Annotated in this window: 16 protein-coding genes and 3 pseudogenes; 12 read left to right on the forward strand and 7 right to left on the reverse strand. The window is 59.9% G+C overall.

Going from position 1 to position 22,664, the window contains the following annotated elements; translation table 11 throughout:
- Window positions 1–813 precede the first annotated feature (813 nt).
- From XB14_RS29095 to XB14_RS29105, 3 genes are all read left to right on the forward strand, one after another.
- Window positions 814–1,071, forward strand: coding sequence for a hypothetical protein (locus XB14_RS29095; protein ID WP_077967214.1), 258 nt, complete (start codon window positions 814–816; stop codon window positions 1,069–1,071).
- Window positions 1,068–1,451: a hypothetical protein gene (locus XB14_RS33675; protein ID WP_234804171.1), complete on the forward strand. Its 384-nt coding sequence runs from the start codon at window positions 1,068–1,070 to the stop codon at window positions 1,449–1,451. The genes XB14_RS29095 and XB14_RS33675 overlap by 4 nt, the downstream gene beginning before the upstream one ends.
- A gap of 874 nt (window positions 1,452–2,325) precedes the next feature.
- Window positions 2,326–2,544, forward strand: coding sequence for a hypothetical protein (locus XB14_RS29105; protein ID WP_234804201.1), 219 nt, complete (start codon window positions 2,326–2,328; stop codon window positions 2,542–2,544).
- Between the two features lie 112 nt (window positions 2,545–2,656).
- Here XB14_RS29105 and XB14_RS33980 read toward each other — a convergent pair.
- A pseudogene (locus XB14_RS33980) lies at window positions 2,657–2,746 on the reverse strand (DUF1515 family protein); the annotation flags it as partial.
- A gap of 260 nt (window positions 2,747–3,006) precedes the next feature.
- On the opposite strand from XB14_RS33980, the pseudogene XB14_RS29115 reads away from it, so the two are divergent.
- Window positions 3,007–3,883, forward strand: a pseudogene (locus XB14_RS29115) (amino acid ABC transporter substrate-binding protein).
- Window positions 3,884–4,036: 153 nt separating this feature from the next.
- Here XB14_RS29115 and XB14_RS29120 read toward each other — a convergent pair.
- The 4 genes from XB14_RS29120 to XB14_RS29135 all read right to left on the reverse strand — a co-directional run bounded on the left by XB14_RS29120 (window position 4,037) and on the right by XB14_RS29135 (window position 8,376).
- Window positions 4,037–4,972, reverse strand: coding sequence for an NAD-dependent epimerase/dehydratase family protein (locus tag XB14_RS29120; protein WP_077967218.1), 936 nt, complete (start codon window positions 4,970–4,972; stop codon window positions 4,037–4,039).
- A gap of 306 nt (window positions 4,973–5,278) precedes the next feature.
- Window positions 5,279–6,139, reverse strand: coding sequence for a DUF3313 domain-containing protein (locus XB14_RS29125; RefSeq protein WP_234804202.1), 861 nt, complete (start codon window positions 6,137–6,139; stop codon window positions 5,279–5,281).
- 208 nt (window positions 6,140–6,347) lie between these two features.
- Window positions 6,348–7,685 (reverse strand): sensor histidine kinase, encoded by a 1,338-nt coding sequence (locus XB14_RS29130; RefSeq protein ID WP_077967220.1) that lies wholly within the window; start codon window positions 7,683–7,685, stop codon window positions 6,348–6,350.
- Window positions 7,686–7,704: 19 nt separating this feature from the next.
- The gene (locus tag XB14_RS29135; RefSeq protein WP_077967221.1) at window positions 7,705–8,376 is read right to left on the reverse strand and encodes a response regulator transcription factor; all 672 of its coding nucleotides are present in this window, start codon (window positions 8,374–8,376) and stop codon (window positions 7,705–7,707) included.
- Between the two features lie 504 nt (window positions 8,377–8,880).
- On the opposite strand from XB14_RS29135, the gene XB14_RS29140 reads away from it, so the two are divergent.
- The 8 genes from XB14_RS29140 to XB14_RS29180 all read left to right on the forward strand — a co-directional run bounded on the left by XB14_RS29140 (window position 8,881) and on the right by XB14_RS29180 (window position 20,609).
- Window positions 8,881–9,684, forward strand: coding sequence for an ATP-binding cassette domain-containing protein (locus XB14_RS29140; protein ID WP_077967837.1), 804 nt, complete (start codon window positions 8,881–8,883; stop codon window positions 9,682–9,684).
- 117 nt (window positions 9,685–9,801) lie between these two features.
- Window positions 9,802–10,311, forward strand: coding sequence for an RNA polymerase sigma factor (locus XB14_RS29145; RefSeq protein WP_077967222.1), 510 nt, complete (start codon window positions 9,802–9,804; stop codon window positions 10,309–10,311).
- A 75-nt stretch (window positions 10,312–10,386) separates the two neighbouring features.
- Window positions 10,387–11,313, forward strand: a complete 927-nt coding sequence (locus XB14_RS29150; RefSeq protein WP_143348590.1) for a FecR family protein — start codon at window positions 10,387–10,389, stop codon at window positions 11,311–11,313.
- A 168-nt stretch (window positions 11,314–11,481) separates the two neighbouring features.
- Window positions 11,482–13,923: a TonB-dependent siderophore receptor gene (locus tag XB14_RS29155; protein ID WP_077967226.1), complete on the forward strand. Its 2,442-nt coding sequence runs from the start codon at window positions 11,482–11,484 to the stop codon at window positions 13,921–13,923.
- Window positions 13,917–14,807 carry an ABC transporter substrate-binding protein gene (locus XB14_RS29160; RefSeq protein WP_268802320.1) on the forward strand — a complete coding sequence of 297 codons (891 nt, stop codon included), beginning with the start codon at window positions 13,917–13,919 and terminating at the stop codon, window positions 14,805–14,807. The genes XB14_RS29155 and XB14_RS29160 overlap by 7 nt, the downstream gene beginning before the upstream one ends.
- Window positions 14,804–16,783 carry a Fe(3+)-hydroxamate ABC transporter permease FhuB gene (fhuB, locus tag XB14_RS29165; RefSeq protein ID WP_077967228.1) on the forward strand — a complete coding sequence of 660 codons (1,980 nt, stop codon included), beginning with the start codon at window positions 14,804–14,806 and terminating at the stop codon, window positions 16,781–16,783. The genes XB14_RS29160 and fhuB overlap by 4 nt, the downstream gene beginning before the upstream one ends.
- Window positions 16,784–17,540: 757 nt before the next feature.
- Window positions 17,541–19,823 (forward strand): PBP1A family penicillin-binding protein, encoded by a 2,283-nt coding sequence (locus XB14_RS29175; protein WP_077967232.1) that lies wholly within the window; start codon window positions 17,541–17,543, stop codon window positions 19,821–19,823.
- A gap of 594 nt (window positions 19,824–20,417) precedes the next feature.
- Window positions 20,418–20,609, forward strand: coding sequence for a hypothetical protein (locus XB14_RS29180; RefSeq protein ID WP_143348591.1), 192 nt, complete (start codon window positions 20,418–20,420; stop codon window positions 20,607–20,609).
- A 53-nt stretch (window positions 20,610–20,662) separates the two neighbouring features.
- On the opposite strand, the pseudogene XB14_RS29185 reads toward XB14_RS29180, so the two are convergent.
- Together XB14_RS29185 and XB14_RS29190 are read right to left on the reverse strand one after the other, a co-directional pair.
- A pseudogene (locus XB14_RS29185) lies at window positions 20,663–21,370 on the reverse strand (LysR family substrate-binding domain-containing protein); the annotation flags it as partial.
- A gap of 269 nt (window positions 21,371–21,639) precedes the next feature.
- Entirely contained in the window at window positions 21,640–22,611 is a 972-nt protein-coding gene (locus tag XB14_RS29190) for a fatty acid desaturase (protein WP_077967236.1), read from the reverse strand.
- Window positions 22,612–22,664: the final 53 nt, after the last annotated feature.

The raw sequence follows: 22,664 nt of genomic DNA on the forward strand, positions 1-22,664 counted from the left end.
CTTAGTCGCCTTCGCGGCAATCTTTCTTCATACGGACCCCTAGTCGATGAACATCTGCGCCTTACATAAGACATTGCGCATGTAATACCCGCCCTCCGGGTATTGAGAGCGCAACCGGGCTTCATCATTAATGAAGCCAACCTGGCCTCGTCGCGACCCCCACGACGGGGCCTTCATTTTTCACCTCCCCCGAAATCTAGTGTCGAATTCTGCGTGCGTCAGCCATTCGCAAAAAGACAGCCCCATCGCTGGGGCTGTGAGGTGAAAAAACTGAGGGCTGCTGTGATTGTCCGGTGGCCACCCGCGCTCGATAGGCCCCATCTGCGGAGTTGAGAATGTAGGTGGGGCCCAGAGGCGCTTTCGGTCACCAACGGCGGACCGAAGCAGCACGTTAGAACGTAGGAAAGCGCCAAAGGTTCCACCATGGGACTTCAGTCCCATGGCCCCGGCGCAAAGGTCCTAGTCCAGTGGAGGACTGGCCGCGATACGCTATTTTTAACCTCAGCCTATGGCCAACTGTGCGGCGTGGGCCGACAAAGACACCAGGGCAGATTGCCCGTCCCTTCGGTTCGCTCTGGTGTCGTTGCCGACCGGAGGAATGGACTATGTACGAGCAATACCGCTACGGCGAGCCACCGCGAAAATTCTCTACAGGGTTTCCTATCGGAGGGATTCTCTTGGCGATGCTCGTCATCGGCGGGTACCTCTTCGTGGGCAGCGCGCTCTTGAACGAACCTCAACAATCCGTCGCCATCGTCCTTCCGACACCTGTAGCACCATCGAAGTAGTCTTCGCTGAAACAGGGAAGCAGCCATGAGATTGATGCACTTGGGGCGAGCCCGTCTTGGCATGGCCCTGCCACGATATCGCCCTCAGCTCCGCCAAGCCAGAGAGCGCTGCCTGCTCGATCTCTTCGAGGCTTATGCGCTCGCCTCATCAACGCTCGAGGAGCTTCAGCGGGAATACCCGGCGCGCAAAGAGCTGATTGCCGAATACCAGCAGACCTGCGCCGACATGCAGGCAGAGGTCGTCGCCCTACTCACGCTAACCGATGAGCGACTATTTCCATGAGCAGCGCCAAGTACATGCGTTTTCCCGGCATCCCCGACAAAGCCGGAGATCGTTTTGCGCCCGATAGCGCAGTCGATCGCAGGATAGCTTCACGGCCTCAATGGATCACCGGCAAGACTGAACACAATCAACGTCAGATGGACCCCGGTGAAATCCCGGCATTCGTCGTCGACGTTCTCGAGGCTGGCTGCGACATTTGTGCCGTGGGGCATGACAGCTACGTGATTAGCGAAATTGTGGAGCAGACCGCAACAAAGGAAAAGCTCGACAGAATAATAGGGAAGTACGGCAATCGCGATGCCCTGAGATGGGAGATCGTCGGCTACCTTTGGTCGATCGGCCGGTTCCTAGAGCTCACGTCCGAAATCACCCGTCACTAGTTTCGCAAGCCCTGCGGGCAGACATAGTGCCGAGCTACGGGTAGAAAAAAGCCTCTGCCAGGATCGGCAGAGGCCAAAGCAGGCTGGTACACGCCGCCAGGGTCGTCTGGACTGACGGAGCGCACGCTTCAAAGGCTACAGATGGAGCGCGGGACCACAATTCACCCAATGGAAGTGCATGCACCGCCGATATGATTAAGTTTCGCTTCTTGAACTAGGATTGGGAAAGCATCAGACGGCAACTCTAGGCGCGCACGCCTCGGGCTTTTGATCGCCTTGGCAGCATGCCTGATCGCCCTCGCCCTGGCGCCATAATTTCGTGTGTCGTTTATCTTCTCAACTAGCCGCCCTCGTCCCGCGAAACTCATGGATCAGTTACACCGAGTAGCCCGAAATGGGTATTCCCCCCGGTGGAACCAGGCAAGTCCTACCGACGTTTTGTGGACCAAAGTGGTGTTGCGCGGCCCATCCTCGCGTGCAAGCACTCGCCGACCGCGAACGCTGGTGCCGCCCCTTCATTGGGAGGTCCCAAATGTATTTTCATTCGGATGATCTGGACTGCACTCTCGGCCCAAAAGACGTAGAAATGCTGCATCGTGTATTTGAACGGACCTGCTTTTTAGCAGGAATTCCCAAACGTTCTGATCGAGGCAATCAACTGGCAAGATTCCTGATCGACGAGTTCCGTTTCGGCCACACCGACGAGGCTTGCCTCCTGGAGTGCGCTCTCTGGTTCACAAAGCGGCATGCGCGACAATCGGAGTTCTCCACGACTCATCCTGGGCGGGTTGAAGTATCGGGTGTTCGTAGACCCGCAAACGAGTAATCTAGAGGTGATATGGGTTTGGTGCATCTCGGAAGGGCGCGCTTGGCAATGGCGCTGCCCCGTCATCGAGAACGATTGCGCTCGGTCAAAGATCATGGATTGTACAACCTCTTCGAAAAGTATGCGTTGGCGGCAAAGACACTCGATGCCCTTCAGCGAGAGGCGCCCCGGCGGGAGGAGCAAATCCATGATTTTCAGCAGCTTTGTCTGGATTTGCAGGCTGAGGTCGTCGCTGTGCTCGACCGGCCGCACGAGGAGAGCTGGTAGTCACATGCACAGACTGCCCTCGGAGTTTGTTATCCCTTCCCGACGATCACAAAAACGATCAGCCTGATCGCCTCGGCGAAGCTCACGCCGAGTGCCATCGCCGCTATTCCGGTCACCCGTGGGCGCCGATCCCCGTCGGCTTCCAGCGCTGTACGTCTTCGGCAACTGGCTTCATCTCCGAGACGTCCTCGCCGATTGTGGCAACCGATGCCTCGCCGTGTCCGTGCTAGTCGCCGGGATGTTCTGGCCGGCTAGAACAGCTCTGGGTGAAGGCCTCAAACGCGAGATCGACGGAAAGCAAGACCCTCCCGTCAAGCACCTCGCTGTGGTGACGATGCCGCCGAGCGACGTCATGCGTCGTTGATTGACATATGAGGGGCAGCCCATAAGCTGGGTCAACGCCTTTGAGATCGACACCGTTTTCCGGAGATAGGGATCATGCAGGTGCCCCCTCAGACAAGTATGGCCAAGTGCATGAGACGGTTTCTGCTCGTGAGCCTCGCCCTTTGCTTTTCGGCTTTGGCGTCCGGCGCCGCAACGCTGGACACCATTTCGGAGCGTGGAACCGTGCGTATCGGTTACATCTCCGATCAAGCGCCGTTTTCCTCCAGCAAGTCAGGGGCCGAACCGGTGGGATATGCCATCGACGTGCCGCAAGATTGCTGACGAGCTCGAACATCAAGTTCCGCAACTAAAGCAAGAATTTGTTGAGGTGACGCTCGCCGACGGCTTCGATCCAGTAGAGAATGAAGATATCGACTTGCTTTGCGGTTCCATCACCGTGAACTTGAAGAGGCGGGAAATCGTCGATTTCTCACAACCGATCTTCCTCACCGGGGCGAGCGCGCTGCTACGCAAGGATTCGCCCAGCTACCTGCAGTCGCTCTTTCTCAACGGACCGGCCGTTCGCGCCGTCAGCGAGCGCGTTGCCACGAACGTCATCGGTATGCGCGCAAACACGACGACGGCAGCGACACTTCGCGACGCACTCGCAATCCAAGAATCGAAGACAAAGCTTGCCGATTTCAAGACGCATGAGGACGGGCTCAAGGCGCTGGAGGACCGCAGGATCGATGCCTACATCGCCGATCAGGTGCTGCTCATCAGCTTGGCCAAGCGGGCGCGCGATCCATCCTCGCTGGAGGTCGGCGATCGCCTGATCACGCATGAACCCTATGCGATCGCGTTGCGTCGCGACGACGCCGACTTCCGCCTGCTGGCAGACCGCGCGCTGACAGATTTCTATCTGTCGGACGATTTTCTACCGCTGCTGGTAACCTATTTCGGAGGCGAAGCGCCAATGCTGCACACTCAAATCATCATGCAACACGTGCCATAGGTCGTGTGCGGCGGGATATTGAACTAGGAGTTATTATGCGAGACGAGCAGAACGCGCTTGCCTCCTATGGCGCTGAGCCAGGCCCAGGCGCCCCTTCCATGCGGCACTGCACAAATCTATTTTATCCAGGCCGTTTATCGCCTCACGCGCGAGCTACGTGTGTTTTCTCGCCCATTCGATGGTTCGCGCGATACCATCGCGCCAAGGTACGCGCGCTTTCCAACCCAACACCGCCTCTGCTAAGGCTGGTGAAGGACAGAGATCAACGTCGTCGGATGCGCTCGTCTGCGGAAACTCGACCAGAGTAGGATTCACTCCGACTTTCTCAACGATGAGGGTCGCGACCTCTCGCATTGTCGGTGCGTACCCCGAGGCTATGTTGATGAGTGGTGTCTTATGCTGACAAATGTTGGCCATCTGATAGAGCCCTTCCACGGCGTCTCGCACAAACAAGAGATCACGGCGTTCGTTGGGTCGGCGCACGATTGAAGGTTCTCCGACTAGGCATTTTCGGATCAAGGACGGGATGAGGAAATCGCCCGACTGGCCAGGCCCGAAGACAAGCGAAAGCCGTGCCTTCAAGACCGGAAACGCCAGGCGCGGCTGCAGCGCTTCAACATAATGCTGACCCGCGACAAGGGCAGCGGCATAGGTTGTACAAGGCATCTCGCGCTGCGTTTCTAGATGAGGCATTGGCGCTTTGCCATAAGCGGCCAAGGTTCCCGCTCGCACGAAGGCGATCGGAGACACAGGCGCCTCTGCCACGGCAGCGATGGTTTGCAATAGACCTAGCAGATCCTGCTGGACGCTTCCGAAAGCGTCTGCGAGACTCGGTTCCGGCTTACGTCGGGTGGCAGCGGCAAGATAAAAGATGTAACGCGCCTTGGCAGCCGCAAGACAACGCTTAAGGGCTCTGGTGTCAGCAAGCTCCAAAATATGAAGGCGAAAAGTCCCGTCGATGTGCTTTAAGCGGTGCAGATCTGTACCGGGTCGAGCGAGCACGTGGACTGCGTGCCCTTCCATACAACACCGTGCCACGAGGTGCGATCCGATGAAACCTGCACCTCCAACGATCAATACGTTGGACATTGGAATGTCTTTCAGCTTCGCTGTTTTGCCAGCATTAGTTTAGCGCAATCGCACCTAGGGCATACCTCGCGATCCGTCACGTTACAGCCACCGCAGCGACATGCAACTTACCCGATGGGATGCCGAGATACTCAAAAAGGCTGAAGCCAGCTCAAAAAGACAGTAAATGAAAGCGTCGTCTGCTTTCGCCGATCGTGCAACTTGTGCGTCGGATGCTGCACTCCTGTCCCATGCTTGAGGCTGTTGCAAAGCAAAGGTCACAGCTTTTATCGCTCGAAGCGCAGCACCTTCCGTCCACAGGGCAGGCTATCGCACAACAGCAGACTTGCGCGCTTGGTCTGCCACCGAACTCGGTTTATTGTCGGTCCATTGGGGTGGCGCGCCGTACTTGGCTGCGATCGCGCCGAGCAGGCCCGGTGCCCGCCCGAAGGCGTCGCATGCAGCATATTTGGGTTTTCCACCCAACCAGGATTGCATGCGTTGCCGGGTGGGCAGCGAGATATCCAATGCCTTCGGCTCCTTGCCGGAGATCAGGACCCGAGAAAACTCGTTGGCAAATTTCGTCGCAAAGCTGTAGGCGTCGCCGACTTGCGAAACACGGGGCTTGTCGAGGATCGAATTCGCACCGCGGGCCCAAAGCATCGCAGCGCTTTGCAGACCGCCGGCATCGACAGCTTCGGCCTCCACGGCCAAGCCTCCCAAGCCAACAGGCAATCGCGGCACACTGACGGGCAAGACGAAACCGGTACCAACCGTCACCGCCGTCGAGACCCCGGCGAGCGCCTTGTCTGTGGGAACGATATCGGCGACCACGGAGCGAACCGTGAGATCAGCAGGCTGATCGGCAGAGACCATCTGGTACCTGTCGCTGAGCGCGACGCAGAGCGCCCGATCGAGAGCGTTCGAGACCAAATCGCGATCGGCGCCGGACTTGATCTTGGAGGCGGCGGAAAAGGAAAACATCGTCGGCGCGATGCGGACGGTCTTCACGCCGGCCAGACGTTGCCCGTCGACGTAGAGGCGTTTCTTGGCCATCATGCCTTTCGACGGACCAAGGTTGCTATAGGAGGTCAAAGTCCCCGCCTCCTTCAATGGAACCGATTGGCATCCGGCCAGGGCTGCTGAGAGTAGTCCTGCCAGCGCCACCGCACGGACCGGGACGGGCAATGAGAAAACCCAGGCAAGCGATTGAATTGAATATTCTTTTAGCACGTTTCATGATCTCCGTTGGCATGCAACGGCGACCTTGGGGATGGACAATTGCTACAGAATTACAAGCTGGTCCGCGTTGTGACCGGGGAAGCTGTTATGGCAAATCGCGCCTTCATGCATCGGCGCAGCGGCAACGGCGACACAGTATCCCATGCCTTGCGGATCAGAGGTGGACGGAAACTGTGGTTCCGCTCGCTGAACTCGTGAGGCTGACGTGCCCCCCGTGGTTTGAGGCCACCTGCTTCACGAGGCACAAACCAAGACCCGCACCCGTATCCTTGGGAGAAACTCTGTAGAAGGGTTCAAAGACGAGTTCCTGATGCTCGGCAGGTATGCCGGGTCCTTCGTCGGAAACCTCCACGCGCCCATCGCTTGAGACCGAGACGGCTATCATGCCGGCATTGCCACCGTGATCGATTGCATTTCGGACAAGGTTCGTGACCGCGCGCAACACGGCGGGCGGGTTGCCCTTTCGCACAAGCGTCTCCACGTCACTGTGGAAGGACACCTGATAGCCACCCCCTATCGCCAGCGGAGCGAGATCGGCAACCGCCGATCGCGCGATGTCAACCAAATCCATCGGCTCGTCGAGAACGAGCGCCTGGTCGTTGCGCTCGAAGTCCAGAAGCTGCTCTGCGGTTTCTGCGAGCCGGGCGACATCATCCATCAGGCGCGTCCTCTCCCGCCCATCGGGCATGCCATCGATGCGCGTCTGCATGATCGCAATGGGGGTTCGCAGTTCGTGGGCCGCATCGATCAGGAAGCGACGCCGCTTTTTGGACTCGCCCTCAAGGCGGTCAAGTGCGCCGTTGAATGCGATCAGAACCGGGGCGACCTCGTTCGGGATTCCAGCGAGCGGAAGACGTGTCCCGTGGCGGCGCGGATCGATCCGCGATGCTTCGTTGGCAACCTCGCTCACCGTCGCGAGAGCACGCCCGACGATGTGAGGAACGGCAAGAAAAATCGCTGGGAGAGCACTGGCGATCAACGACAGGTAGATCGGATAGGCCTTCGCCAAGAGAGCCAGGGCGCCCCAGCCCTTGTCCGCCACGCCGCCAAACAGAATCCGCACTTCGCCAGCCGGCGTCTTCGCGTTTTCGATCGTCGCAATCTCGCCGGTGGTTGCGGCCCCCCTGATGTCCGCTTCGTCGAACAGGTGGATTACCGAGGGCAGCCCGGCATAGGCGGCCGGAATAGATCCGTAGGACGCCAAGGTACCGCTGGTGGTGGCGACCACGAACCACAACGCGCTGTTTTGCGCCTTGAGCGTCGTCAGCTCATGGGTCTCGGAAAGCTGCAGCTGACCGTCGTTTCCCCGGCCTACGGCGGAGGACACGACCGAGATGACCGTCCCCTCCATGGCCGTGTTCGGCGACATGATGGTGGTTGCCCAGATGGAGAGCCCAATCATCACCGAGGCGACGACGGCGATGATGACAAGGCTCAATTGCCAGCTGAGGCGCCACCAGAGCGACGGATTGCGTCTTGCCACCTGCCCCATCACTCTTCCTTCAGCCCCATCACTCTTCCTTCAGGAGGTAACCGACCCCACGGATGTTGTGGATCGAAACGCCGGCCCCAGCATCCGCCAGCCGCTTGCGGAGCCTTGAAATGTGGGCATCGATCGCGTTCGACTGGATCTCTTCTTCGTAGTTGTAGACCGCAGCTTCGAGTGTCGAGCGAAGAACGGTTTTGTCCCGCCGCCTGGCAAGGGCCTGGAGGACGAAGAGTTCGCGCCTTGGGACGTCGAGCTTCACGTCATCGACGGTCACAGTGAGGTTCAGCGGATCGAGCGCCATGCGTCCCACCTTGATTAGAAGCTCGGCAAGCGCAGCCGGACGGCGCAACACGGCGCGCAGGCGCGCCATCAGTTCTTCGACAAGAAAGGGCTTGCCGAGATAGTCGTCCGCCCCGGTGTCGAGACCTTCAACCCGTTCCATTGGCTCGTTGCGTGCCGTCAGGACGATGATCGGCGCGTCCTGGCCAATGCGGCGCAATTGCGGGATGAAGCTCAGCCCTTCGCCGTCGGGCAGGCGTCGGTCGAGAAGAATCGCGCCGTATTCGTTCTGACGCGCAAGTTCGGCCGCGTCGGCGAGATGGGTCGTATGGTCGATGACGATACCATATTTGCTGAGCGCCACAGCCAGCGCGGCCGCCAGCTCTCTCTCGTCTTCGATCAGCAGTATCCGCATCGGCACCCCATGGTTTCAGCGTCCCGAATCTGCCGGGAGAATTGCAGCAGCATTACGGAGCTCATGCTTCCTGCAGAAGGCAGCAACTCTGACGCGGTTCAAAATGACAATCGCGGTACGCACTGAAAGTCGCGCTTCGAGAGAGTTTTCCGAACAAATTTCATCAGGTAGGCTGAAATTTGTGTCCTTGACCACGCGGGGGTACGGGGCCGGAGTGCGGCGCAGTGCCAATCGCCTCCATTCCGGGGACTAACGATGGAGCTCGACCCAGATCCGCGGGGGTTGGATCGTAGGCGGCCAATAAACGCACAGGGGCCAGCGCTGGTGACCGAGGCCGGCCGCCGAGCCTTCCTAAGCGGCAGGTCTGCCGCTTCTTCCTCTGCGAATTTCCCGTCGACATTGTGCGGTCGATGTACAAAGCACCGCAGAGTGTTGCCAAGCGGGGGCGACGAAATGTAGAGGAAATGATCGTCCCTTTCGCGGACTTTGCAGGGTTTTTTCGCGATGAATGAAACTGAAACCTCGTCCGCGCCCGTTCACGCATTTTCGTTGCAGAATGTCGGCGTGGCAATCGAGGGCCGGGCGCTACTGCGGTCGATTTCGCTGAACGTTGCGAAAGGCAGGTCGGTCGCACTGGTCGGCCACAATGGATCGGGCAAATCAACGCTGCTGAAACTTCTCGGCCGGCTTGCCACGCCGACCACCGGCCAGATCCACTTCGAAGGCGCACCTCTTGAAAACTGGGATCGCCGGAAGTTGGCGCGCCGGCTGGCCCACCTACCTCAAAACCTCCCGCTTGCTCCAAACCTACAGGTCAAGGAACTGGTGGCTCTCGGACGCTATCCCTGGCACGGCGCTTTGGGCCGCTTCTCCCAAACGGATCGCGATAAGGTGGACGAAGCGATCGAGCTTACCCAGCTCGGTCCGTTCGCCGACCGCATGGTCGACAGCCTTTCCGGCGGCGAACGGCAGCGCGCCTGGATCGCGATGCTCGTCGCGCAAGACGCCACTTGCATGCTGCTCGACGAACCGATCTCCGCACTGGACATCGCCCACCAAATCGAAGTCCTTTCGCTCGTGCGGCGACTGACAACCCAAAAAGGCGTGACAGTCATCTCGGTGCTGCATGACGTCAACATGGCGGCACGTTTTTGTGATGAAACGATCGCTCTTCGGGGCGGCGAGGTCGTCGCTATCGGAACACCCGAAAGCATCATGAGGCCCGCGGAACTCGGTCGCATCTTCGGTGTGGAAATGGGCGTTTTTAGCGAACCGTTCTCCGGCCGACCGCTCGCCTTCGCTCGGTAGTATCGCCTGTGCTACCATTGCAACACCATTCGCACTGAAATATGATATTTATAATCAAGTATTGAGAAACGTCGTTGCCGCCCTTATGAATGCTGCAGTGAACGACGGGATAGGGCGGTGGCGGAGAAAGACGACGATCTGCTGGATGTGTTTCTGCGTTTGCAGCCGCATCTCATCCGCTACTTTTCAACGCGCACCCGCTCTCGCGAGGATTCTGAGGACCTCGCCCAAGAGGCCTGGATCAAGCTCTCACGCAACGGAGCCGCAGCCCTTGCCGCTCCGGCGCCGTACCTGCGGCGTATCGCCCGCAGTCTGGCCATCGACCACTCACGCAGTCCGTCGCGCTACCTGACGTCGACCGAAGTCGGAGTTCTGCTCAATGTTGCAGATCAGCGCCCAACGCCCGAGAGGATGCTGGAACATCGCGACACGCTGGATCATCTGCGTCGGGCAATGGATGAACTGACGCCCCGCCAGCGCGCCATGCTAATAGCCTCACGCTTTGAAAAGCAGCGTCATCGCGATATAGCAGAGGCCTTCGGTGTCTCGATCCGCACGGTAGAAATGGAGATCCGCAAGGCGATCGACCATTGCGGCGAGCGGCTTGCCAAACTAAACCGCAAATAACGATTTCGCTTTTTCGCATTTGGTTCGTTAAGTCAATCGAGCCCGTCGAGAGTGCATGTGCGGGGAGCTGAGAGCGTGTCGTTGAAGGATTTTGAATCTCTGAAGAGCGAAGCGTCAGCCTGGGTCGTGCGCTTGACGTCCGGCGAGGCCACGGTGCGCGATGCCGAGGCCCTGAAGCACTGGAGGGAGCTGAGCCCGGAGCATGAACGCGCGTTTCGCGAGGCGGCCCTCCTTTGGCAAACGCTGGAACAAACCGCAACGCCACGCGTGCAACAATCGCGTATCACGCGTCGTGCCATGCTTTCGGGGAGCATTGCCGCCGGCGGGTTGCTCGCAGCTGCCGGTCTGTCAGAACTTGGATACTTGCCCTCTTTAAACACGCTGACGGCTGACCACGCCACGGCGGTGGGCGAGCAGAAAATTGTCAACCTGCCGGACGGTTCCATCGCCACCCTCGACGGAGGAACGGCCATTGATCTTGATTTTTCGGAGAAGCACCGTCGGCTTTTGCTGCGGACTGGGGCCGCCATGTTCGAGGCCCGTGCGGAGCCTGAGCGTCCCTTTGTCGTTGCAGCAGCTACGGGCACCAGCGCAACCACGGGCGGTTCATTCGCAGTCGAACTTGGCCCCGCCGAGGTCTCCGTCGACTGCCTGGAGGGAAGCATCTCGGTCGAGTGCGTGAACACGGTCCATCTCGCCTCCAGCGAGGCCGTGCGCTACTCCGAGCATGGCGTCAGCGACGTCACTTTCTCGGATGCCGCCACGACCGCGTCCTGGCGCAGAGGCTTTCTGACGTTTCGCGATCGCAAGGTGACAGATGTGGTCTCGGACCTGAACCGACATCGCAAGGGTCGCGTGGTGGTCGCCGACCGTGCGGCCGGTGCCCGCCGCATCACCGGTGTCTTCCATCTCAAGCGGCCAGAGGAGATTCTCTCTCATCTCGAGTCGATGCTGCACCTGCGACGCCTGGATGCGCCTGGCGGCATCGTGCTCCTCATCTAGATCCACATTTGTGCGCTCCAGCCCGGCACTTCGGCGCCAATCCGACACATGAACAGATAAGTAGAAAGTCCCGCCCAAAGAAAATTTGCGGGTTTTCCATTCTCCATCGTTTTGGCCTGTGAGACGCGCGCTCAGCGCGCGCCGGAAACAGCAAGACGGGGCTAAACCATGCACAATTCGAAGCGGCAAAAGCAGAGCGGGATCCGCCGCCCGCGAACAAAGGCCGTCCTTTATGCCAGCGTAACCCTGGCGATCGGGCTTGCCGGCGTTTCCTTGTCGGCTTCTCCGGTTTTAGCCCAGGCAGCGACGGTCTATTCGGTCCCCGCCGGCGCTCTTGACACCGCGCTTACCCGATTTGGTGTGGCGAGTGGCATTCAGGTGCTCTCTGACAGCGGGACGACCAGTCGTCTGAAGAGCCCGGGCGTCAGCGGCGCGCGTACCCCAAACGAGGCTCTGTCGGCACTTCTTTCCGGTACGGGCCTTACCTATCGTTTCGCGGGCCAGAAGAGTGTGACCATCGTCAATCCCGCGGCCGACGTTGGCATCCATACGGGCGCCACCCAGCTTCAGGCGATCGTCGCCCACGGCGAACGGGCTGGCTGGGGACCGGTCGACGGCTTTGTTGCCAAGAACAGCCTGACTGGTACCAAGACCGACACACCGCTCATGGAAACGCCGCAGTCCGTTTCCGTCGTCAGTGCCGAGCAGATTGAAGCGCAGAATGCCTCATCGATTGGCGCAACATTGCGCTACACGGCCGGTGTCGTGGGGGAGACGACCGGCGCAGCCGACACGCGTTACGGTGGGCTCCTGATCCGCGGCTTCGATATGACGGGCGAGGCATTTTACCGCGACGGCCTCAAGCTGCCGGGAACCAGCTACGGTGACTTCCAGGCGCTTGACCCCTATGGTGCCGAACGCATCGAAGTCTTGAAAGGACCGGCGTCAGTGCTCTATGGCCAGAACGGCCCGGGAGGTATCGTCAACTATGTCAGCAAGCGCCCGACCGATACGACCTTCAATGAAATTTCGCTGGGCGCCGGCAATTTTGACACGTTCGAAACCCAGTTCGATTTCTCCGGGCCCTTCAGCGAAGAGAGCGATTGGAGTTATCGCCTGACAGGCGTCGGCCGCAACGCCAAATCCCAGGTTGATTTCGTTGACGACGATCGCATTTTCGTTGCCCCGGCGCTGACCTACAGCCCCGACGAGGACACAACGCTGACAATCCTGGGCAACTACCAGCGCGACAGGGCAGGCTGGGGACTTCAGTTCATGCCGGCGCTTGGCACAGTTTTCGATAACGACGGTCGCAGCATCCCGACGAACCGATTCCTCGGCGAACCGGATTTCGATTACTACAACACGGATCAGGGATCGCTCGGCTATATGTTCGAGCACAAGTTTTCCGAGGATCTGACGGTCCGCCAGAACGTTCGTTATTCGCATCTCGCAAACGACCAGGCGATCATCTATGGCGGTGGTTATCTGGACTCAGCGACCGGCGAGCTATCCCGGTGGTCAGACAAGGGCAGTTCGCGGCTCAATACGATCGCGGTCGACAATCAGGTCCAGTACGAAGTCGATACCGGACCGCTCTCGCACACCCTGCTCGGTGGTCTTGACTATCGTTGGACACGGTTTCAGGACATCTCGGATGCCTATACCGTCGACCCGATCAACGTCTTCGACCCCGTCTATGGCAGCGATCCGGTCTTCTCCCGCCATTCCAACAACACGGTCACGTCGCAGAACCAGGTCGGTCTCTATGCCCAGGACCAGATAAAGATCGACAATTGGTCCTTTGCGTTGGGCGGTCGCTACGACTGGGCATCGACCGACCTCGACAACCGGCTTGCCGGAACAGAGGTCGACAAGTCTGTTTCCGCGTTCACCGGCCGCGCCGGTGCGCTCTATACGTTCGACAATGGTATCGCCCCCTATGTCAGCTATTCAGAATCCTTCCTGCCGCCGCTCGACGTTTCTGCCACCGGTGCCCTTTTTGAACCGGAACGCGGTCGGCAATGGGAAGCCGGGGTAAAGTACCAGCCGCCGGGCTTTGACAGCTACCTTACGGCCTCGGTGTTCGAACTGGTGCGCGAAAACGCAATCCGCTGGGATGCAGTGGGCGGCACTTGGGAGCCGCGGCAGACGGGCGAGATCACCTCGCGCGGCGTCGAGATCGAGGCGGTGGCAAGCCTCGAGCACAATTTCAACCTGCGCGCCAGCTATACCTATCTTGATGTCGAGATCACCAAGGATCCCGACGGTGGCAACAAGGGGCGCTGGCCGACGGCCGTTCCTCAGCATACGGCCGCCCTTTGGGCGGACTATCGCGTGGAAAGTGATGGGTTTCTCGATGGCCTCGGACTTGGCGCGGGCGTGCGTTACGTCGGCGCCAGTTACGGAAACGACGCGAATTCGTTCAAGGTGCCGGCCAGCACCGTTGTCGACGCCTCGCTCAGCTATAAGATCGAAGACGTCATTCTCTCTGTGAACGCGACCAATCTCTTTGACAAAAAATACGTAGCCTCGTGCTTCAATGAGACATTCGGCTGCTTCTACGGCGAACGACGTCGCGTCATGGCGAAGGCGACGCTTCGTTGGTAGTCACTCAGGAGCTCCGGCGGCGTGCCTTCCTGTTCGGGATCGCCGCCGGCGCAACGGGACTCGCATCCCGGATGCCACCGGCTCGCGCGGCCGATGCTCCTTCCGCCGTCTGCCTGGAGTGGACGTCTGCGGAAATGCTTCTGAGCCTTGGCATCACGCCACGCGCTGTTGCGGACATTGCCGGTTATCGTGTCTGGGCCGTCTCCCCACCCCTTCCGGAGAGCGTGCTTGATCTCGGCTCGCGGGGCGAGCCGAGCATGGAGCGCATAGCGACAATCAAGCCCGATCTCATCGTCACCGCCTCAGGCTACGGCCTCGACGCGAACCGCCTTCAGCGCTTCGCTCCGGTCGAGACACTGAAACTCTACGAAGGGTCCGCCACCGCGCTTTCCGACACGGCGCGCGAGTTCGTTCGACTTGCCGCGCACCTCGGGAGACGCCCGCAGGCCGAAGAGAGGATCGCAAAGCTCTCAACCGACCTTGCGGCCATGCGGGCCGAGCTCGCAACCAGGAAGCTTCCCCGCGTCGCCGTCGTCAGTCTCTTCGACGACCGGCACGCCCGCGTTTACGGTCGCAACGGCCTGTTCCAGGATGTCCTGGACCAGCTCGGCGTGGAAAACGCCTGGACCGGAGCAACCTCCGCCTGGGGTTTCGCGACCGTGAGCTTCGAAAAGCTCGTGACCCTTGGCGATTGCATCATCGTTTCGCTTCAGCCCGTGCCGGCCAATGTGAAGATTCGCATTCAACAAAGCCGTCTCTGGGCGGCACTGCCGGCCGTCCGGCGACAACAGGTAATAAATATTCCGGCAGTCTGGCCGTTTGGCGGAATCGCCGCGGCCGACCGCTTCGCTGGTTTCCTAAGAGGGAGCCTGCTTCGCCTATGAGCTCCCTCGTCGCCATTCGTGAACCCTTTCGCCTCACTATCCTGCTTCTTGGCGCTGTCGCAGGCGCCCTGACACTCCGCGATGCACTCGGCATGCTCCCGGCGGAAGACTGGTTTGCACTTCTGTGGAAGGAGCCAGTTACGCCGACTGAATTGCTGGCCCGGTTTGCCTTTGCACCGCAAATCGCCATGGCCCTTCTTTCCGGGGCAGCACTGGCACTGTGCGGCGTCCTCTTGCAGCAGGCGATGCGCAATCCCCTTGCCGAGCCGACGACGCTTGGCACCTCCGCCGGCTCTGCGCTGGCGCTGACGGCTGCGACGATCTTTGCCCCCTCCTGGCTCGAGCACGGCCGCGAGCTGATCGCGCTCGGTGGAGGGGCCCTAGCTACTGCGGCCGTCATGCTCATCGCGGCGCGGGGGCGATATTCGGCTTCAGCCATAATACTCGGTGGCGTCGTGGTCGCCATGACGGCCGGCGCTGCGACGGGAATGCTGCTTGCTTTGTTCACCGACTATCTGGCCGAAATCTTCGTCTGGCAAAGCGGATCACTTGTTCAAAACGGCGACAGCGTTGCGCTCGCCCTTGCCGCCCGCCTTGCCGTCACCACGCTCCTCATCCTCGTCTTCCTTCGACCGCTCGGGCTTCTCTCACTCCCTGATTCATCAATGGCGTCCCTTGGCGTCCGACCCTGGCTGGTGCGGCTGATGACCGTCCTCCTGGGTGTCGCATTGGCCGCAAGCGTCGCCGCCGCAGTCGGGGTTATAGCGTTCGTCGGGCTTGCGGCTCCGGCTTTCGCGCGATTGACCGGGGCGCGCACCTTCGGCCGGCTTCTCATGCACTCCACCCTGCTGGGTGCACTTGGGCTACTCCTCGTCGATCGCCTGTCGGCAGCCTTGTTCGACGGCTTCCTCCCGATTGGAGCAATGACCGCGGTCATTGGCGCGCCGGTGCTGATCATGCTCATTCGAGCCTTGCCGCCCGACCGGCCGGATCAGACGGTCGGCTGGGTCAGCGGCCGAGACGCGTCCCGCCTCAATCTCCCCCTGCTCGCACTTATCTTCATCCTTGCAGTCGGCGCGAGCCTCGCCATCGGTCGTTCGCAGCATGGGGGGTTGTCCGTCACGCCAGTGGAGTTGCACTATCTCATCGAGTTCCGCGGCGCGCGCGTGCTGGCGTCTGCCGCTGCTGGGGCCTTGCTCGCTATCGCCGGCGGAATTCTCCAGCGCATGACCTCCAATCCGCTCGCCGCACCGGAGGCGCTGGGCGTATCGGGCGGAGCAATCATGGCCGTCCTGCTCGTGATCGTTTCGACCCAGGCTGTCGATCCTGTCTTGCTATCGATCGGCGCGGCCGCTGGTGCCCTCGCCGTCTCTGCCGCACTTGGCGCCGCCCTGGTGCGAGGTCGCGCGAGGCCGGAGCGCACCCTGCTCGGCGGTCTTGCCGTTACGATGATGGCGACGGGGTGGGCCTCGGTTTTCCTCGCCAGTGGCGACCCGCGCACGATTTGGGCGATGAGCTGGCTTTCCGGCTCAACCTACCGGGTGACCGAGGAGCAAGCACTGTTTTCTGCCGGCGCCACAGTCCTCGCCCTGGCGATTGTTCCTCTCCTGCGTCGGCCGATGACCTTGTTGCCGCTTGGGATAGAGACGGCTGCTGGTCTCGGCATGCGCGTGCCGAGAGCGTGGAGCGTCAGCTTCTTGGTCGCCGCATCGTGTACCGCTGTCGCCACGATGGTTGTCGGTCCCTTGAGTTTCATCGGTCTGAGCGCCCCCCATGTCGCGCGCCTACTCGGCTTTCGCCACGCAACGCAACAACTTTGGGCAGCAGCTTCTGTGGGGGCGACCATCATGGTGCTGGCCGACTGGCTCGGGCGAATCACCATCTACCCTTGGGAGATCCCCGCCGGAATCATCGCTGCCGTGGTGGGGGGACTTCATCTGGGACTGCTTCTTTGTAAGGGCCGACGATCCGTTTAGCCGGTTCTGGTCGATACATTATGATCATTTCGGGCGAGATCGTGAACATCCTGGCAACAAGCCCTGCACTACGAAGGACGCGTCACGTGCGCGCGCAAGTCGAGATGGATCTGTGCTAGACCTCTCCGCTCCTCATCCGCCCGTTCCCCTCCCGCCGGACGATAGTACACGCCTCAGTTTAGTAGAAACCAAATAAGCCTTGCGGGGGAGCCGATGAGCGTCGATAGGATGAGGCATACACCACTGGAGCGGGATTGTAGGCCGAGCGCATGGTGGCTGAGCCGCTTTGCTGAAGAAGAGCGTGCGGCCGAACTGAAGCACTGCGACCATGCCATTAAACTGCGAGAGGAAGCCTCAGAAGCATGTGAGCGCCGGACATTGCCTGGTGTTGCCGGCAGGCACCGGCCACATGAGCTTGAACCATAGCGATGATTTTCTGGTGGTGGAGGCTATCATCCTGGCCAGCACGCCGACATTCAAACCGCGGCGGCTACTTTGCAGGAGAAGAAAGCCATCGCCACTTTGCCAATTCCTGGCACCGATCCAGTCTATGGCGCCGGGGGGGCCGTTGCTAACGCTTTGGCAGTTCCCGCAGAACATGTAGCGGAGACTTTCGTTAACGCCGTGCCCCCAGGTAAGCTGCCGCCCAATAAAGGAACGGGACGAAGCAGGCATCTGATCCAGGCAAGAGGACGGTGCCGCGCTATCTTGTAACGAGAGCGCTAAAATCCCGAAGAAGTCTTTGAACGGTAGAAAAATGCCACGGCTTTCCAAATCCTCTCCTCCCAAGGCCAGTGGCATCAAAGCCAAGCAGATGGAGCGTTCCATTTCGCACGTGAGTGACGAGCCCAATTCCTTTGCTCAAGGCGATCAGCCATCCGCTTCCAGACGCTTCAGTCAAAGCAGACAGGCCCTACTCGACCTTCGGCGTGCGCTGCGCCATGATTTGCATGCATTCTTCTCATCAACCAAATTCAGCACCAAGGCGGGAGTTTCGGCTCTTAGAGCGAAAACGAGGGATTGGAAGAGACCATCCGTCACATCAATCGCCCCCGGTATAGGGCGTTGGTTGTCGAGCGCATTTCTTGAGAAAGCGAGCCGAACTCGTCAGTTCTGGATGCGATTTTTTGAAAGCCGGCGGCAACGATGGAAGACTGCCAGCAAATGGAGGGCGATTGGCGAGTTCAGCGTTCTTCTGTTTGTGCTGCTTGCAGGCAGCATATCGGTTTGGGCGTTGAAGGACGTTCCCTGGAGCGAGATACGCGACGGCACACTGAAGCCCATCGTGGTGCTTGAGACTTCAGACGGAGAGCCGCTGGTCAGACAGGGGCCATATCAAGGGCCCTACGCGCAATACGAAGCGTTCCCACCACATCTGGTCGATGCCGTCCTATCGATAGAGGACCGTCGGTTCATGGATCATTTCGGTATCGACGTTCGAGGTATTGGAAGGGCGCTGGTGAGAAACTTTGCGGCTGGCTCGGTCGTAGAAGGAGGCAGCACGATCACGCAGCAACTGATCAAGCTGCAGTATCTCGACAGTGATAGGACGATAAAGCGAAAGATCCAGGAGTTTGTAATCGCGCTTTGGCTGGAGTGGAGACTCGGCAAGAAAGAGATCCTGACGCGGTATCTCAACAGCGCCTATCTTGGCGCCGGCGCCACCGGAATGCCTGCGGCCGCGAGAATCTACTTCGACAAGGAAGTCGGCGCACTCGACCTGGTCGAATCGGCAATGCTCGCGGGATTGCTGCGCGCCCCAAGCCAATGGAATCCGATCGATAATTTCGAAGGCGCTCGACAACGGACCTCCGTCGTCCTCGACACGATGGTGGCCAACGACAAGATTGCCCTCTCCCAAGCAGAGCAAGTCAAAGCGAGCTTTGCCAAGGTGCATCCAACAGCACCTCCCCCGCGCGCTGGGAGCTGGTTTGCCGATTGGATCTCACCACAGGCGGGCGAAATCGCCGGTGCATCGCCGGGCTCGACGACTGTGCGCACCACGCTGGTGCCGCACCTGCAGCAGATCGCAGAGAAGGTCGTCAGAAGAGCCTTGGACACCGAAGGAAAGAAAGCGGGTGCATCTCAAGCCGCATTGGTTGCGATGACACCGGACGGAGCGGTCGTTGCCATGGTAGGTGGTCGCGATTACAAACAAAGCCAGTTCAACCGCGCGGTCACAGCCATGCGGCAACCAGGCTCGACTTTCAAGCTATTCGTATATTATGCAGCCCTGAAAGCCGGTTTCAGCCTCACTGACCAGGTCCTGGACGCGCCAATCGATGTCAACGGGTGGTCGCCGGAGAACTCCGGTGGTCGGTATCGCGGCTGGGTGACGCTCGCCGAAGCTTTCGCGCGGTCGCTCAACGCGCCCACGGTAGCGCTCGCCCAAGAGGTTGGCTTGGACAACGTGATCGCCGCTGCGCGGGAGCTTGGTATCAACGCACCGCTCGTGAACACTCCCTCTTTGGCTCTTGGCACATCCGAGACCAGCCTTCTTGATCTCACGAGCGCCTATGCTTCCGTTCGCCTCGGCAAGGCGCCCGTTGAACCCTGGGGTATCATCGACTTTCAGGCGGCAGGCCAGCCCAATGCATTCCGGGTTGGCCCACCGACCGCACCGGCCGACGATCTTTCGCAGTATCAGCCTGATCTGCTTCGCCTCCTTCAGCTGGTTGTTCAACGCGGAACAGGACGCGAAGCCAGTCCCGGCGCATTTGCGGCCGGCAAGACTGGTACCAGCCAAAATAATCGCGACGCCTGGTTCGTCGGCTTCACCGAGCCCCTCGTTGCTGGCGTATGGGTTGGTAACGACGACGAGACACCGATGAAGGACGTCACGGGCGGCGATCTTCCAGCGCGTATCTGGCGAGATTTCATGCGAGAAGGGATGGCAGCCCTCGGTGCAAACACACTCGACGGACAAGCTGCGCCCAAGTCGTGCAATATCACGGCTTGCTCCCGCACCTATCGTTCATTCCGATCGTCGGACTGCACCTATCAGCCCTACTATGGCGGACGGCGGCTTTGCGAAAAGTGATCCCGGGATTTTGGGACGGGAATTTCCAGTTCAGTGGCTTCCGCCGAACCGACTTGATTGAACGAACAGGAAATCGGTGGCGGAGGAGAGCTGATTTTGTCAACCAGTGCAGCCGGGAGGTTTCGACGCAGACATCGGGCTTGCCCCAGGGCGCCGATCCCAACGGTTGAGCCTCCGCTCCCCTGTGGAGGCTAAAGCATTTGAGGCTAAACAACCTACTCCATTTGTTCCGCCCTCGAAGCCACAGCATCCAGGTGCGTTAAATCGGCATTTTCAAGCATTGGGCCTGATGTCCTAGTTTGCTCCAAACCGCTCAAGCATCTGTCGAAGCAGAGCATTCTCCTGTCGAAGCCGCTGAGCCAGAAGGACTTTCAGTCCGCGGTTTTCATCCTCGAGCGCAGCGAGCGCGTCGACGGCGACTGGAGCGGCAGTCGCCATCGTCTTGTTTTGCGGGCGGCGCACGACAGGCGCCGGCCGTGTCAACGTCTCCGGCAACGCGGTCGGAACTCCGTCGATATGGGTGCTACATTGCGTGAAGCCGTCTTTTTGCCTAGCCCTGGTTAAGAAACGAACTATCGAGTGAATTGTATGCTCATGACGACCCGCAAAGACATAGCCGATCGCATCATTATCAAATGGCGCGATCTCGGTTTTCCGATGGACGACCATGCGGAATTTCAGGCCCTCTTGAAGCTCTGGATCAAGGGAGACATTTCCGTCGATGACATCAGGCGCAGATATGTGAAGCTGCTGCAGGAACGCTACAGCAAGAGGAAGCCCGATTGACAAGAGAGCACGCTGGTCGCTTGCTTAAAGAGGTGGCGAGCGCTCAACCCTCCTCACCTACCCGGCCGCGCCAGCGAGCGGGCAATGTCGATGATCTCGTCGCGCGACGCAGTTGGATCCTCTCTATTCCAGGCAACACCAAGCCCGATCTTGAGATCGACACCGCGCACGGGTCGGAGCTCGAAGTTGCGGTCCGGCAGGTCCCTCGTCCATTCCGGCGCAAAGCCGATGCCAAGGCTGGCGGAAACCAGCGATACCAGCGAGAACGTGTCGTCACAGCTATAGGCGATGTTGCCGCTCAGACCATGGGTCTCGAACATCTCGGAGAAGTAGCGCTCCGAGTAGGAAAGGTTCTGACGGGAAAAGGCGATGATCTTCTCTTCCCTCAGATCCTCGATGGCGAACTCACTTCGAAGTGCTAGCGGGCTCGTCTTTTCAACCGCCAGCAGATAGCGCTCATGGGCGATCGAGAAGAAGCGCAAGGAACCGATGTTTTCGACCGGACGGATGAAGCCGAGACTGATCTGGCCATTTTCCAGTCCGCGGATGATGTCTGAGGTCGAGCCGCTCGTTACGTGCAGCGCGACATCGGGGAACTTCCGGCCAATGCGGGCGAGAAACCCCAGCAGCACGCCGGTCGTTGCCGGATAGACGGTTCCGATCTTGATCGTGCGCGCCGCCTTGCCGGCAACGGACCGCGCCACCTCGGCCGACAATCCGACATCGCCGATGATCCGGACCGCCCGATCGTAGAACACCTCTCAAGCCCGCCGATTCTCAACGATAGACGACGCCAAAGCGCCTTTGCCGCGTCACGCCGACGGGATCACTGAACCGGCTCGGCGTCTTTCTATATCTTAGCGGGTCGGGAAAGGCACTCGCATAGATCCGTCCAAAACTAAGACCAGCGGGAATGATCTCGATGTCGAGCACGGAAGTCTCGAACCTCGCTGGCGGTTTGGTTCCGGCCATTCAGCGAAAATCACCGCGAGGCGGTGCAGACCCAAGATCTGTCGTGCGATCCTCTCCTCTACAGGTTCTCGTTAGTGATCATTGACGACGAGCTTCTGTGAAGGGGATGACGCAGGTCGTCATGCGGCCTGAAGAAGTAGCGGCGCGCCACGTCGAGATAGCCGTTATAGACGAGCCCGCCGTTGATCAACACAAGCGTCTGCTTGTGCCGTTGGTAAAGCGCCGGGATCCGGTACCAGGGAACACCCGGCCGCTGGTGGTGGAGGACATGCAGGTTGTTGTAGAGAAACAACAAACCAAAGAGCGTGCTGTTTTCGACGATCGCTGTGCGCTCGTCGTGATGATCGGCGTAACGGTGCTCCGCATAGGAGCGCAACCGGGTTAGGGCGGCGCCAACATAGACAAAGCCGAAGAGGTAGAGCCACAGAGGCATGCCGCAGACGGCGATGACCCAGACCAGAACGGCGGCTACGCCGATCGCGTGACGGATCCAGAAGTTCCTGCGGGCTCGGTCCCCCTTAAGGACGACTGCTGCCTCCTGCGCCAAGAAGCTGACGATCATCACCAGCGGACCCAGGGTCAGCCGCCCGAACAAGGTGCTGTTCCACCTGGCCAGAGACCGCCCGACGCGGCCCAGCCGATCCCAGGCTGCCTGGGTGAGATAGGATGACTCCGGGTCCTCTATGGGATCCGTCAGATGTTCGTCGCGGTGATGGGTCAAGTGGCCTTCGCGGTAGATCGCATAGGGCAGCCAAAGCGACAGCGGCGGCCAGCCGATGGCGTCGTTGATGCTCCGATTTCGGGTTGGATGGCCATGGATGATCTCATGCTGCAGCGATCCATGCCAGGCAATCAGCCATCCGCCGAGCGCGATGCCAACTGCAAGGGGGAGCGATTGCCAAAACCAGGTAACCCCAAGAAAGCCGCCATAAATGACAAGCGCGAGCACGACGGTCTGCCACTCAATACGGGTGATGCTGGAGAGGGACGATTGCGACGGAAGGTCTTCTGAAGACCGAGAATTGGACATGTCGTGTTACCCGGAGAGCGAAAAAAGCAATAGAATTCAACCCCGAATATAAT

This window comes from Ensifer adhaerens (genome assembly GCF_002007205.1).
In the GTDB taxonomy this organism is placed as follows: Bacteria; Pseudomonadota; Alphaproteobacteria; order Rhizobiales; family Rhizobiaceae; genus Ensifer; species Ensifer adhaerens_D.

What these genes read in the sequence shown, in the direction of transcription:
- XB14_RS29155 (WP_077967226.1), top strand. Translation starts at nt 11,482, where the DNA reads ATGCACAATTCGAAGCGGCAAAAGCAGAGCGGGATCCGCCGCCCGCGA.
- XB14_RS29175 (WP_077967232.1), top strand. Translation starts at nt 17,541, where the DNA reads ATGCCACGGCTTTCCAAATCCTCTCCTCCCAAGGCCAGTGGCATCAAA.
- XB14_RS29095 (WP_077967214.1), top strand. Translation starts at nt 814, where the DNA reads ATGAGATTGATGCACTTGGGGCGAGCCCGTCTTGGCATGGCCCTGCCA.
- XB14_RS29130 (WP_077967220.1), bottom strand. Translation starts at nt 7,685, where the DNA reads ATGGGGCAGGTGGCAAGACGCAATCCGTCGCTCTGGTGGCGCCTCAGC.
- XB14_RS29190 (WP_077967236.1), bottom strand. Translation starts at nt 22,611, where the DNA reads ATGTCCAATTCTCGGTCTTCAGAAGACCTTCCGTCGCAATCGTCCCTC.
- XB14_RS29180 (WP_143348591.1), top strand. Translation starts at nt 20,418, where the DNA reads ATGACGACCCGCAAAGACATAGCCGATCGCATCATTATCAAATGGCGC.
- XB14_RS29140 (WP_077967837.1), top strand. Translation starts at nt 8,881, where the DNA reads ATGAATGAAACTGAAACCTCGTCCGCGCCCGTTCACGCATTTTCGTTG.
- XB14_RS29120 (WP_077967218.1), bottom strand. Translation starts at nt 4,972, where the DNA reads ATGTCCAACGTATTGATCGTTGGAGGTGCAGGTTTCATCGGATCGCAC.
- XB14_RS29135 (WP_077967221.1), bottom strand. Translation starts at nt 8,376, where the DNA reads ATGCGGATACTGCTGATCGAAGACGAGAGAGAGCTGGCGGCCGCGCTG.
- XB14_RS29105 (WP_234804201.1), top strand. Translation starts at nt 2,326, where the DNA reads ATGGCGCTGCCCCGTCATCGAGAACGATTGCGCTCGGTCAAAGATCAT.
- XB14_RS33675 (WP_234804171.1), top strand. Translation starts at nt 1,068, where the DNA reads ATGAGCAGCGCCAAGTACATGCGTTTTCCCGGCATCCCCGACAAAGCC.
- fhuB (WP_077967228.1), top strand. Translation starts at nt 14,804, where the DNA reads ATGAGCTCCCTCGTCGCCATTCGTGAACCCTTTCGCCTCACTATCCTG.